Here is a 12691-nt window from a genome sequence, read left to right on the forward strand (position 1 = left end):
GTCGGCACGCCTGCGAGGGTGAGCGGGCTGCGGGCAGAGAGGATGGTCGAGAGGTTGGGCATAGTTTTTCCAAAAGCCCTCTCCCCACCGGGGAGAGGGTTGGGAGAGGGGCTGTACCGGGAGGTGGCACTCGTGGCTGCCCCTCTCCCCGACCCTCTCCCCGGAGGGGAGAGGGAGTTAACTCAAGGTCGGAACGTAATTCAGCGTCTTCAGCGCTGCCAAAATCGACCCCGCATATTTCTCGGGCGCCACATCCGTGCCCATCGCCCAGGCCATGATATCGACATCCTGTTCCTCGAGCAGCGCCTCGAACAAGGTCATCTCTTCATCGGACCAGCCAGCGCCATGCGCGTCGAAGAACCCGCCGATCAGCAGGTCGGCTTCCTTGGTGCCGCGGTGGTGCGCGCGGAAATGCAGGCGTTTCAGGCTAGTGGCGCGGTCCATATCACTTCCAACGGCAATTGGCCGGCGGTGCTTTGCGCGACCGTCGGCTGGGGGTAAGACGGACCAGATAGTCATGCGGCCAGAAATCCTCAATCCACTCTTTGCTGAAGTGACCGCGCTGAAAGGCGTGGGACCGGCGCTTGCCAAACCGCTGGAGCGGCTGGGGTTGCGGCGGGTGGTGGACGTGGCCTTTCATCTGCCGACCGGCTGGATCGACCGGGTGGCGCGCGACGAACTCGACATGGCTGATGCAGGCCGGACGATCGCCATCACGCTGACGGCGGTATCCTATCGATCAAGCGCAGGCCGCGGGCCAACTCGGGCGCAGGCGACCGATGCAAGGGGCAATTACGTCTCCCTCGTCTATTTCGGCGGCAATTCGGGCTGGGTGAAGAAATTGCTGCCGCTGGGCGAGCTGCGTCGCGTATCGGGTCGGCTGGAGATGTACGGGCAGGAATTGCAGATCGTGCATCCCGATTATGTGCTGCCGCTTGAGGAAGCAGGGGACACGCCCGAGCGCGAGGCGATTTATCCGTTGTCCGAGGGGCTGACCGCGCGGCGGATGGGCCAGATGGCGGCGCAGGCAGTGGAGCGTACGCCCGCGCTCGATGAATGGATCGAGCCGGGGTTGCTCGCGAAACAGGGCTGGCCCGGCTGGCGCGAGGCGCTGGCACGGATTCATGCCGACCCCTCCGATGCGAAGGCGCGGGCGCGGCTCGCTTATGACGAGCTGTTCGCCAATCAACTGGCGCTCACTTTGGTGCGGGCATCGTCACGGGCGCGCAAAGGCCGGGCGCTGATCGGCGATGGGCGGCTGCGCGCGATGCTGCGTCTGCCCTATACGCCGACGGGGGCGCAATCGCGGTCGATTGTCGAAATCGAGGGCGATTTGCGCCAGTCGCAACCGATGCTGCGGTTGCTGCAGGGTGATGTCGGATCGGGGAAGACGCTGGTCGCGGCGATGGCGCTGCTGGTCGCGGTGGAGGCGGGCGCGCAGGGGGCGTTCCTTGCGCCCACCGAGATACTCGCGCGGCAGCATTTTGAGAGCCTGCGCGGGCTGCTGTCGGGCCTGCCGGTCAACATCGCGGTGCTCACCGGGCGCGACAAGGGGCGGGTGCGTGAGGCGACGCTGATGGGGCTGGCGGACGGATCGATCGACATATTGATCGGCACGCACGCCATCTTTCAGGAGGCGGTTGGATATAAAGACCTTGGGCTGGTTGTGGTCGACGAGCAGCACCGTTTCGGCGTGGCGCAGCGGATGTTGCTGACCGAGAAGGGCCAGCAGCCGCCACATCTGCTCGCGATGACCGCGACCCCCATTCCCCGTACGCTGACCCTCGCGCTGTACGGCGAAATGGATGTCAGTCGGCTCGACGAGATGCCGCCGGGTCGCCAGCCGATCGAAACACGGGTGCTGTCCGAGGATCGGCTCGACGATGTGGTCAACGCGCTTGGGCGGCATTTGTCGGCTGGGGGGCAGGCCTATTGGGTATGTCCGCTGGTCGAGGAAAGCGAGAAGACCGATCTCGCCGCCGCAGAGGCACGGGCCGAAACGTTGCGCGCGCGGTTCGGTGACAAGGTCGGGCTGGTGCATGGCCGGATGAAAGGGCCGGAGAAGGATGCGGTGATGGCCGCCTTTTCCGCCGGTCAAATCGGGGTGCTCGTCGCGACGACGGTGATCGAGGTGGGCGTCGATGTGCCCAATGCGACGCTGATCGTCATCGAAGCGGCAGATCGCTTTGGCCTCGCTCAGCTGCACCAGTTGCGTGGCCGGGTGGGGCGGGGAAGTGGGGCGTCGAACTGCCTGCTGATCCGGGGATCGGCACTCAGTGAAACATCGCGCGCGCGGCTCGCCCTGATGCGCGAAACCAATGACGGGTTCCGTATCGCGGAGGAGGATCTTCGGTTGCGCGGCGCGGGCGAATTGCTCGGCACGCGGCAATCGGGCGAGGCGCAGTTTCGGCTCGCGACGCCTGACATGCTCAACGAGCTGCTGCCCGTAGCGCATGACGACACCCGTTTGCTCATAGATCGCGACGGGGGCCTGAGCGGGCCGCGCGGGCAGGCGGCGCGGGTGGCATTGTATCTGTTCGAGCGCGATGCGGGGGTGGCGCTGCTGCGATCAGGTTGATCGGATCAGCGCGGGCGGAGCATTGCCGCGAGCAGTTCATAATAGTCGGCAAGATCGATCGTCCGGTCCAGTTCGCACCCGATTCGTCCACCCAGCGACCAGCGAATATGCGCTACGATCGCGCCCACAATAGGCAGCGAAATGGTGATTCGATCGCCGGGCTGATAGGCGCAGTCACACCGGGCCATCAGCCCCATCGCCGACATGTTGACGATGACGAGCACCATCGGCTTGGCATCGGGGCCAAAGGCTTTGGCGCGAAAATGCACCTCGTCCCTGCCGACGGTGCGATCGTCTCGAAACGCCAGCGATGCCATACGCGTCACCCCCATCGACCCAGCAACTTACCCTAGGGAAACTAAGCCCGGCGGATGAATCGGATCGGTATGGACATCCTCAACGACAGTTTAACGCCTTTTTATTCGGCGCTTACGAGCAGTCCGTGATGTTTTTTGCCAGCCGAAAGGCGGATCGTTTCGCTGCCCATCACCACCACAAAATTTTCATCGGCGATTTTCTCGCCGTTCACGCGTGCACCACCGCCCTTGATCAGGCGGCGCGCTTCGCCCTTGGAGGCCGCAAATCCTAGCGCAACCAACGCATCGACGAGCGCGATTTCGGGGTCGGCCACAGCGAAGCTGGGCAGGGAATCGCCCGATGCGCCCTCCTCAAAGGTACGCCGCGCGGTTTCTGCGGCATCGGCGGCAGCAGCATCCCCCCGGCACATGGCGGTGGCGGCGTTAGCCAGCGCGATCTTGGCAGCGTTGATCTCCGCCCCTTCGAGCGCCTCGAGCCGGGCGATCTCGTCGAGTGGTAGATCGGTGAACAGCCGAAGGAACCGCCCGACATCGCGGTCGTCGACGTTGCGCCAGAATTGCCAGTAATCATAATCGGGCAATTGCGCTTCGTTCAGCCAGACCGCGCCCGACACGGATTTGCCCATTTTCGTTCCGTCGGCCTTGGTGATCAGCGGTGCGGTAACGCCAAATACTTCGGTACCGTCGATCCGGCGCGTCAGCTCGATCCCGTTGACGATATTACCCCATTGGTCCGATCCGCCCATCTGCAACCGGCAGCCATGGTCGCGCGACAGCTTCAGGAAATCATAGGCCTGCAAAATCATGTAGTTGAATTCGAGGAAGGTCAGCGGCTGTTCACGGTCGAGCCGAAGCTTGACCGAATCGAACGTCAGCATGCGGTTGATCGTGAAATGGCGACCGACATCGCGCAGCAGCTCGATATAGCCGAGCTGGCTCAGCCAATCGTCATTGTTGATCATGATGGCGTCGGTCGGCCCGTCACCAAAGGTCAAAAAGCGTTCGAACACTTTGCGGATTGAGGCGATATTGGCGTTGATCGCGGCATCGTCGAGCAGCTTGCGGCCTTCGTCCTTGCCCGATGGATCGCCTACCTTGGTCGTGCCGCCGCCCATGATGACAATCGGCTTGTGCCCCGCTTGCTGCAGCCGCCGCAGCAGCATGATCAGCATCAGATTGCCGACATGAAGCGACGGTGCCGTCGCGTCGAAACCGCCATAGCCGGGCACGATCTGCTTGGTCGCGAGCGCATCGAGCCCTGCCGCATCGGTCAGCTGGTGGATATAGCCGCGCGTGGACAGCAGGCGGAGCAGATCGGACGAATATTCGGTCATGGCAGCGGCCCTTACGGCAAGACGCGCGCTACGCGCAATCTCAGCGGCGCGGCAATTGCCCCACGGGGTCAACCGGTGTTCGGCCGTTGCGAAGCTCAAAGTGGAGTTCGGGGCGATCGGCAAAGCCGGTATCGCCAGACAGGGCGATGGCCTGGCCCCGCTTCACCGATTGCCCGCGCTGGACGAGCACTTGCCGGGTATGGCCATAGACGCTCGTCCAGCCATCGCCGTGTTTCAGCATCACCAGCCCGCCAAGCCCCGCCACACCGTCGCCGGTGTAGGCGACGACGCCGTCCGCTGATGCGAGGACGGGCGTGTCGATCGGCACCGCGATCTTGATGCCGTCATTGCGTTCCCCGCTCGCACCAGGGCCGAATTTGCGCACCACCTGGCCCTCGACTGGCCAGGTGAACCCGCCGTTCAGACGCGGCGGCGTGGCGACGGCGGCAGTGGGCGGCAAAACGCGGGCAGGGGAGGTGCTCGGTCGGGCAGGGCGTTCATTGGTGGCAAGCGCTGGCTCGCCACCGGTAACGATATCCTCGATATCGAGCCGGAAGGCGCGGGCACGCTCGGCTGTGGTCATCGCGCCTGTGCTGGGGATGATGATGCGCTGCCCGGCGCGCAGGATATAGGGATCGACCAGATCATTGGTCGCGACGATCCGCTGCCATTCAACGCCATAAGCACGGGCGATGGCGATGCCGGTCTCACCCGATCGCACCAGATGATAGCGGCCGCCGGGAATACGGAGCCGTTGCCCGACAAAGATCGTGAACGGGGCGAGCAACCCATTGACCCGCGCGATCGCTTCCGATCCGGCGCCGGTCCGGTTGGCGACCCCGCGCAGCGTATCGCCGGGTTCGACAATATATTCGCCCTCCGCCACATCCTGTGCATCGGGGGTGACGGGCCGGGCTTCCCAGGCGGGTTGGCGCGGGGATTGGGCCAGTTCGCCCGCCGGGCCGACATCTTGCGGGCGTCGATCGATCGGGCCGGGGTCGATCCGTGGCGGCGCACGATCCTGATCGAGCTCGTAATTGCCCCCCTGGGGAATGCATGCAGGCAGCATCGCCGCCAACAGCATCGCGATAACTACCCGACCGGTGTCTCGCATCTTTCCCCCCTATGACCAGCGCTATCGATACGCTGCCGACAGCATATCGAGCGATTCATGATGTGTCAGGTCAAGATGCAGCGGCGTAACGGCCACAAAGCCATCGGCCACCGCCTCTACATCGGTGGCGTGCGCCGGGGTTTCGATCGATGGCCCCAGCCCGAACCAGAAATACTCGTACCCTCGCGGATCCCGATTGCCGACGATCTGCAGCCGCCCGTAATCGCGCAACCCTTGCGCGACCACGCGAACGCCGCGCACCTGATCGGCGGCAACGGCCGGGAAATTGATGTTGACGAGCGTGCGCGGCGCGAGTGGCGCGTCGATCAGCGGGCGCAGTACCTTCTCCCCCCAGGCGGCGGCGGCTTCGAACGGCACCACATCGCCCATGCCTTCGCGCGCATAGGCCTGGCTGAGCGCGATTGAGCGGACGCCCGCGAGCGCGCCCTCCATCGCCGCGGAAACAGTGCCCGAATAGGTCACGTCCTCGGCGAGGTTGGCGCCGCGATTGACGCCCGACAGGATCAGATCGGGCGGATTGTCCTTCATGATCTTGGCGAGCGCCATCATCACCGCATCGGTCGGGGTGCCCGCGACCGCGAACCGGCGATCGTCATAGCGGCGAATACGGATCGGTCGGGACAGGGTGAGCGAATGGCCAGCGCCCGATTGCTCCTCGGCAGGGGCGACGATCCAAACATCGTCGGAAAGCGTCGCCGCAATCGCCTCGAGGATTTTCAGCCCCGGCGCGTAATAGCCATCGTCATTGGTCAGCAGGATGCGCATCAGGCGGCAGGCTCCAGGTGGGTAATGCCGCCCATATAGGGTAACAATACGTCCGGTACGGTGACGCTGCCGTCCTCATTTTGATAATTCTCGAGCACCGCCACCAAGGTGCGGCCTACCGCGAGGCCGGAGCCGTTGAGGGTGTGGACGAACTCGTTCTTTTTCTCACCCGCGACGCGGTATCGGGTGTTCATGCGGCGCGCCTGGAAATCGCCGGTGTTCGAGCAGGAGGAAATCTCGCGATACGCGTTCTGCCCGGGCAACCAGACCTCAAGATCATAGGTCTTGCGCGCGCCGAAGCCCATGTCACCCGTACAGAGCAGCAGCTTGCGATAAGGCAGGTTCAGGCGTTCAAGGATCGTCTCCGCCGCGCGGACCATACGCTGATGCTCCTCTTCGGAGTCCTCGGGGCGCACGATGCTGACGAGTTCGCACTTTTCGAATTGGTGCTGGCGGATGAAACCGCGCGTATCCCGCCCCGCCGCACCCGCCTCGGAACGGAAGCACAGCGTGAGCGCCGTGAGCCGCATCGGGAGGGCGCTTTCGTCGAGCAGCTCGCCCATGACGCTGGCGGTGAGGGACACTTCGCTCGTGGGGATGAGCCAGCGGCGGCGTAGGTTCTTATATTCCGCAGAGTTCTCAAAGCTTTCATTGAGATCGAGAAGCTTCTCGCGCAACTTAGCGCCGTCGGTATCGATGCTCTCAATCCAAATTCGGTCATAATGCCGCCCGAACGCTACCTTGGCGTCCTCTTGCGAACGGGGAACACGGATAGCGAACGAGTCTTCGGCAAACTTGGGCAGCTTGTCAGTGCCGTACATCGCCTCGTTGGTAACCAGCACCGGCGGGTTGCATTCCTGATAGCCGTGCTCGCGCGTCTGCACATCGAGCATGTACTGGCCGAGCGCGCGGTGGAGCCGCGCCATGTCGCCACGCAGGAAGGTGAAGCGCGCGCCCGAAAGCCGCGTGCCGGTTTCGAAATCCATGCCCAGCGCAGGGGCAAGGTCGGCATGTTCCCGGGGCGTGAAGTCGAACGCGCGCGGCGTGTCCCAGCGGGCCACCTCGACATTGTCTTCCTCGCCAGCGCCATCGGGCACATCGGCGGCGGGAAGGTTGGGGATGATGGCGAGCGCGGCCTGCAATTGCTCGCCGAGCAGTTTTTCCTCAGCCTCGATCGCGGGCATCCGCTCCTTCAGCGCAGCGACCTCTGCCTTCAGCGCTTCGGCAGCATCTTTGTCACCCTTGGCCATCGCCGCGCCGATGGCTTTTGAGGCTTCATTGCGGCGCGCCTGGCCAAGCTGCGCTTCGGTCATCAGCGCACGGCGTCGCTCGTCGAGTGACACCAGATCGGCAGCGGATGGTGCTAACCCTCGACGCGTGAGCGCGGCATCAAAGGCGTCGGGATTTTCTCTGATGAAGCGGATATCATGCATGGCCGCAGGCTATGGCGAGCCGGTGCGGGCTGCGCAAGCGGACAGGCAGTTGGTCGGTCGACCGATGGCGCGATCAGGCTGCGGTATCGACCTTTTTGACGAAACGCTTGCGCGCCACCAGCGCAGCCGCTGCGGCGCCGAACAGGAGCACCATTGGAGGGGCAGGCACTGGGGTGGGCGTGCCGCTCGAGCCGTTGTGGCCGCTCGACGTCATCCCGTTGCTGCCGCCATTGCTGGTGCTGCCGCTGGTGCTGCTCGTGGTGCTGGTGCTGAACCCGGTGCTGCTGGATCCAAAGCTGCTCGAACTCGTGCTGGTCGATGAGGAAACGTCACCGCTCGATGAGGTTGAGGTCGACACATCGCCGCTCGAAGACGTGGAGGTCGAGACATTCCCGCTCGAGGATGACGACACATCACCGCTCGACGACGAGGACACATTACCGCTGCTCGAAGAGCCACCGGTTGACGAGGTGCTGGTGGTGGAAAGCCCGCCCGTACTGGTCGAGCTGCTGGTGGAAGAGCCACCTGAACCACCTGAACCTCCAGAGCCGCCTGAACCGCCCGAGCCGCCGCTGGACGTGCTGCTCGATGACCCGCCGGTGGAAGACCCGCCGGTGCTGGTCGAAGAGCCGCCAGTCGATGAACCGCCAGTGCTGGTCGAGGACCCGCCGGTGCTGGTCGATGACCCTCCCGTGCTCGTGGACGTGCCGCCTGATCCGCCGCTGGAAATGCTGCCACTCGATGTCGACGAAATGTTGATGATCACGCCGCTCGATCCGCTCGTGCCGGATGATGTCGTGCCCGATGATGTCGTGCCAGAAGACGTTGTGCCAGACGAAGTTGTGCCTGACGACGTTGTGCCCGATGAGGCACCACCCGATGAACCGCTTGATCCGGTGCTGGTGCTGGACGTGGATGAGATGACGATGCCGCCACTGCCGCTGCCGCCGCCTCCGCCGCCGAAGAACCCGCCAGCGAAGAAGCCACCGCCGCCAAAGCCGCTGCTGCCACCGACCAAAATCGGGCCGCCACCGCCGCCGCTGCTTGATACCGGAAATTCGCCGCTTGATCCCAAATAGGGCGGGGGCAGCGGCACCGGTGTGCCCTGGCTTGCGACCGTGATGACAGCGGGTGGGCAAGAAGTCTGGGTGCGGGTCACGACGCGGCGGACCCGCGTGCCGGGGCGGCGCGCGGCGGTGCGAACAACCCGCTTGGTATGGACCTTCTTCACATAGGCGGCGCGCGGCTGAGCCGATTCGGTCACATGGACCGCACCGCCGCCAATCAGCGCCCCGCCGCAGGTGCAGGCACAAAGTTTAGCCAAGGCCATCCGAACCGACATTGTGTTTCTCGCTCGTTTTACCGGGCATCACTGCAACCTGACAGATCAGCCACAGCGGGAGTGCCGCTATCTCTCCAAAGTGCAGAACAAAATGTTAAGTTCAACGCCGTTAACCAACAAAGTGACGAGCATTGGTACTTTTGGCGACGGTAGGGCGATTGAAATTTGGTTAACGTATCAATCTGATACGGACTTGATGATTATCCGATGCTGCATGTTAACTATTCGAACCCATTAGACCGGCCGGCGCCGGTGTGGCTTTGCCTTGACGGGTTGTGCGCCGTTCGGCGGCGGTGCTGCTGCGGCGCTAAGGGGCGGGAAAAGCGCGTGTTCGGCTGTCGGGATTGCTTGTCCATCGCCAAATGCCTCGGTATAGGCGCGCCGTAGACCGTCGAAGGCACTCAATGTGCCGGAATGAAGTCCGCAGGAGCTTGGGGATGGCAACGGTGTTGAAACGAGTGGGTGATCACGATCAATCCGATGCGCTGCCGGCCACCGGTAGCGACGATGGCTACCGGCCAAGCGCCGATGAGCCCTTCATGAATCCGCGCCAACTGGAATATTTCCGGGGCAAGTTGCTCGCCTGGAAAGAGGCGATTCTACTCGAGGCGCAGGGGACACTGTCTCAGTTGCAGACCGAAAGTCTGCGCGAGGCTGACCTGACCGACCGCGCATCGAGCGAGACCGATTGGTCGATCGAGCTGCGTACGCGTGATCGCCAGCGCAAGCTGATCTCCAAAATCGAAGCCGCTATGCGCCGAATCGATGAAGGCGAATATGGCTATTGCGAAGTGACCGGAGAGCCGATCTCGCTTGCCCGGCTTGAAGCGCGGCCGATCGCGACGATGACGGTCGAAGCGCAGGAACGGCACGAGCGGCACGAAAAAATCTCGCGCGAAGATTGATCTGTCAGCGTTGCGTTAACCGTTTCGATAAGTTTTGCTGGTCTATTGTCTGCCATCACCCTTGGTAATTCAGAGCAGGCCAGATGGACCAGTTCGCGCATGAACCCTTCAAAGCCGCCGTCGCTGACGACGCGGCAAGCCAGCGCCACGAAGTGCGCGACAGCCTGTTTCTGGTTGCCCAGTTTCGGCTGGCCGGAACACGGACGGCCGAGCATGTTCGCGTCCGCAATCTTTCAGCCGGTGGGTTGATGGCCGAAGTGCCGAGCCCGATCGCGCAGGGCACCGCCGTAGAACTCGAAGTGCGCGGTATCGGCTGGATCACGGGAAAAATCGCCTGGTATGCGGCAGGGCGAGTCGGCGTGGCGTTCGATCAGATGATCGATCCGATTCTGGCGCGGAAGCCGCTGGGCGGGGGCACGCAGACGCCGGTTTTCGTCAAGCCCATCCTCCCGCTGCGCTAAACTAGCGACGGCATCCGGAAAGCTTTCGACTCAACGAAAATCTGTGGGTTGTTTGGATGGGGTTGCCCCCTTCAGGGCGATTCCGGCCATGTGCCGGATCGCCCCGGGTGTTGATCAGCCGATGCTGATCGCTTCCTTCAGTCGCAGCTTTTCCTTTTTCAAGGTAGCCAGCGTTACCGCATCGGGCATGGGTCGCTGCGATTCGGTAACGATTCGACGATCGAGTTTGGCGTGTTTCGCTTCTAGTGCCGAGAGATGGGCGCTATGCATGTGAGCGAACCTCCTTGCTTGAGAACCGGTCGAATTGGGCCGGTCAGAAAGTAAATCACGTGCGCTTTCGATTGTCTCCCCCCATGCGGCAGAGTCGCGGTGGAACCACGTATTTTATCGACGATCCGATTCGTTTGTGGTTTTCGCGTTCGCCGATTCACACTGCCTTGCTAAGGGTAGCGAAAGTCGCGCAAGGATAGCTGATGGACGAACGCCTGATCGCCAAGCGGATCGAACTGCTCCGCATCGAGCACCGAGACCTTGATGCGGCGATTGATGCGTTGCTTGAGCATGGATCGACCGATCAGCTGCAGATCGCCCGGCTCAAGAAGCGCAAGCTGCGGCTGCGTGATGAGATTGCGTTTCTATCGGACCAGCTGATCCCGGACATCATCGCCTGACCGATCCGTAATGGGACGACGGGTAGCGGACGGCAGCATTTGATCGATTCCGTATACCGCGCGTTTCTGGCAAACTGCTGCGCTTGAGGGGAAAAGACATCGCAACGCAGGTCCATCGACGGTTGATCGAATCGCTATATGGCGAAGCGATGCTGCTTGCCGATGAAGCGCGCAGTTATTTCGACGAAGGCGGGCGTGCCGAACGCGAGGCGCTCGACCCAATGGCGCGGGTGTCGTTTTCCTGCGAATCGCTGAAAGTGACGACGCGGTTGATGCATGTCATCGCCTGGTTGCTGACGCAGAAGGCAATCGATGCGGGCGAAATGACCCAGCGCGATGCGCTTGATCCGTCGCGGCGATTGGGGCCGCCGCCCGTCACTGATGCCGCCGCCCTGGCCGCAATGCCCGAGCAGGCGCGGCAGTTGATCGAAGAAAGTATCGAGCTGTTCCGGCGGACGGCCAGGCTTGACGATCTGCAGGCGGAAGATGCGCCGAGCGTCAGCCCGGCGCTGTCAATGCTCCACCGCCTCGAAACGGCGTTTTAAAGCATTTTCAACATCAGATTACTCAAACCACCCGTTCGCCCTGAGCGAAGTCGAAGCGCAAACGCCACGCCTAGGCTTCGACTTCGCTCAGCCCGAACGGAGTTGGTAATTGTAAGCAAACAAAATCTTGTTAGGCGTCCACCGCCGCACGAACCGGCGTGATGCGCGCATAGGCGGCGCGATATTCGGCCTCCAGGCGATCCACGCGAGCGGCGACGCTTTCGACCGCATTGACCACGCCGATCCCCTGGCCCGATCCCCAGATGTCACGCCATGCTTTGGCTTTTGATCCATTGTCGCCGCCAAAGTTCATAGTCGAAAGGTCACCCTCGGGCAGATTGTCCGGATCAAGTCCTGCCGCTTCGATAGAACTGCGCAGGTAATTGCCGTGCACCCCGGTAAACAGGTTCGAATAGACGATGTCGGATGCCTTGCTGTCTACGATCGACTGTTTGTAGGCCGCATCGGCATTGGCTTCGTCGGTGGCGATGAAGGCAGAACCGATATAGGCAAGGTCGGCGCCCATCGCCTGCGCCGCCAGGATCGCACTGCCATTGGCGATCGACCCGGAAAGCGCGAGCGGTCCATCGAACCACTGCCGGATTTCCTGGATCAGCGCGAAGGGTGACAGGCGACCGGCATGGCCGCCAGCGCCGGCTGCCACGGCAATCAGGCCGTCGGCGCCTTTTTCGATCGCCTTGCGGGCAAAGCGATCATCGATGATGTCGTGCAGCGTAATGCCACCCCAGCCATGCACCGCCGCATTCAGATCCTCGCGCGCGCCGAGCGATGTGATCGTAATTGGCACCTGCCACTTCGCACAAGTCGCCAGGTCGGCCTCAAGCCGATCATTCGATCGGTGGACGATCTGGTTGACCGCATAAGGAGCGGCAGGACGATCGGGATTGTCCCGGTTCCACGCCGACAGCTCCTCGGTAATCCGATGCAGCCATTCGTCGAGCAGGCCCTGCGGCCGGGCGTTAAGCGCCGGAAACGAGCCGACAATCCCCGCCTTGCACTGGGCGATCACCAGATCGGGACCGGAGATGATGAACAGCGGGGACCCGATAACGGGCAGCCGCAAGCGATCGAAAAGGGCGGGTAGGCTCATGCACGTTTCATAGCGCAACTGATTTCTCTGTCCAGCATTCGGTATGGAAGCGGTAATTGCATCGCTGCCTGAAAAGCTTAGGGTCCGCCGATAT

14 protein-coding genes are annotated in these 12691 nt (G+C 62.8%); 6 read left to right on the forward strand and 8 right to left on the reverse strand.

Annotation, left to right across the window (positions count from 1 at the left end; translation table 11 throughout):
* Nucleotides 1–177 precede the first annotated feature (177 nt).
* Nucleotides 178–444, reverse strand: coding sequence for a succinate dehydrogenase assembly factor 2 (locus B7Y49_RS10375; RefSeq protein WP_374127518.1), 267 nt, complete (start codon nt 442–444; stop codon nt 178–180).
* Nucleotides 445–517: 73 nt separating this feature from the next.
* Between B7Y49_RS10375 and recG the strand changes: the two genes are divergently transcribed.
* Nucleotides 518–2578: an ATP-dependent DNA helicase RecG gene (gene recG, locus B7Y49_RS10380; RefSeq protein WP_374127519.1), complete on the forward strand. Its 2061-nt coding sequence runs from the start codon at nt 518–520 to the stop codon at nt 2576–2578.
* 5 nt (nt 2579–2583) lie between these two features.
* Here recG and B7Y49_RS10385 read toward each other — a convergent pair whose 3' ends face one another.
* From B7Y49_RS10385 to serS, 5 genes are all read right to left on the reverse strand, one after another.
* Entirely contained in the window at nt 2584–2895 is a 312-nt protein-coding gene (locus B7Y49_RS10385) for a PilZ domain-containing protein (protein ID WP_374127520.1), read from the reverse strand.
* Between the two features lie 101 nt (nt 2896–2996).
* Nucleotides 2997–4229 (reverse strand): tyrosine--tRNA ligase, encoded by a 1233-nt coding sequence (gene tyrS / locus B7Y49_RS10390; RefSeq protein ID WP_374127521.1) that lies wholly within the window; start codon nt 4227–4229, stop codon nt 2997–2999.
* Between the two features lie 40 nt (nt 4230–4269).
* The gene (locus B7Y49_RS10395) at nt 4270–5343 is read right to left on the reverse strand and encodes a peptidoglycan DD-metalloendopeptidase family protein (protein ID WP_374127522.1); all 1074 of its coding nucleotides are present in this window, start codon (nt 5341–5343) and stop codon (nt 4270–4272) included.
* 21 nt (nt 5344–5364) lie between these two features.
* Nucleotides 5365–6129 carry a 5'/3'-nucleotidase SurE gene (gene surE / locus B7Y49_RS10400; RefSeq protein ID WP_374127523.1) on the reverse strand — a complete coding sequence of 255 codons (765 nt, stop codon included), beginning with the start codon at nt 6127–6129 and terminating at the stop codon, nt 5365–5367.
* Nucleotides 6129–7562 (reverse strand): serine--tRNA ligase, encoded by a 1434-nt coding sequence (gene serS / locus B7Y49_RS10405; RefSeq protein WP_374127524.1) that lies wholly within the window; start codon nt 7560–7562, stop codon nt 6129–6131. The genes surE and serS overlap by 1 nt, the downstream gene beginning before the upstream one ends.
* 11 nt (nt 7563–7573) lie before the next feature.
* On the opposite strand from serS, the gene B7Y49_RS10410 reads away from it, so the two are divergent.
* The 3 genes from B7Y49_RS10410 (at nt 7574) to B7Y49_RS10420 (ending at nt 10270) form a co-directional block, all read left to right on the forward strand.
* Complete coding sequence (locus B7Y49_RS10410) at nt 7574–8641, forward strand: hypothetical protein (RefSeq protein ID WP_374127525.1); 1068 nt, start codon at nt 7574–7576, stop codon at nt 8639–8641.
* Between the two features lie 700 nt (nt 8642–9341).
* Nucleotides 9342–9809, forward strand: a complete 468-nt coding sequence (gene dksA / locus B7Y49_RS10415; RefSeq protein ID WP_374127526.1) for an RNA polymerase-binding protein DksA — start codon at nt 9342–9344, stop codon at nt 9807–9809.
* An 83-nt stretch (nt 9810–9892) separates the two neighbouring features.
* Complete coding sequence (locus B7Y49_RS10420) at nt 9893–10270, forward strand: PilZ domain-containing protein (protein WP_374127527.1); 378 nt, start codon at nt 9893–9895, stop codon at nt 10268–10270.
* Between the two features lie 114 nt (nt 10271–10384).
* On the opposite strand, the gene B7Y49_RS10425 is transcribed toward B7Y49_RS10420, so the two are convergent.
* Nucleotides 10385–10540: a YdcH family protein gene (locus B7Y49_RS10425; protein ID WP_374127528.1), complete on the reverse strand. Its 156-nt coding sequence runs from the start codon at nt 10538–10540 to the stop codon at nt 10385–10387.
* 203 nt (nt 10541–10743) lie between these two features.
* On the opposite strand from B7Y49_RS10425, the gene B7Y49_RS10430 reads away from it, so the two are divergent.
* The gene (locus tag B7Y49_RS10430) at nt 10744–10941 is read left to right on the forward strand and encodes a YdcH family protein (protein ID WP_374127529.1); all 198 of its coding nucleotides are present in this window, start codon (nt 10744–10746) and stop codon (nt 10939–10941) included.
* An 83-nt stretch (nt 10942–11024) separates the two neighbouring features.
* Nucleotides 11025–11486, forward strand: a complete 462-nt coding sequence (locus B7Y49_RS10435; protein ID WP_374127530.1) for a DUF1465 family protein — start codon at nt 11025–11027, stop codon at nt 11484–11486.
* A gap of 130 nt (nt 11487–11616) precedes the next feature.
* On the opposite strand, the gene B7Y49_RS10440 is transcribed toward B7Y49_RS10435, so the two are convergent.
* Nucleotides 11617–12597 carry a nitronate monooxygenase family protein gene (locus B7Y49_RS10440; RefSeq protein ID WP_374127531.1) on the reverse strand — a complete coding sequence of 327 codons (981 nt, stop codon included), beginning with the start codon at nt 12595–12597 and terminating at the stop codon, nt 11617–11619.
* Nucleotides 12598–12691: the final 94 nt, after the last annotated feature.

Source organism: Sphingomonas sp. 28-62-11, from assembly GCF_002278865.1.
In the GTDB taxonomy this organism is placed as follows: domain Bacteria; phylum Pseudomonadota; class Alphaproteobacteria; order Sphingomonadales; family Sphingomonadaceae; genus Sphingomonas.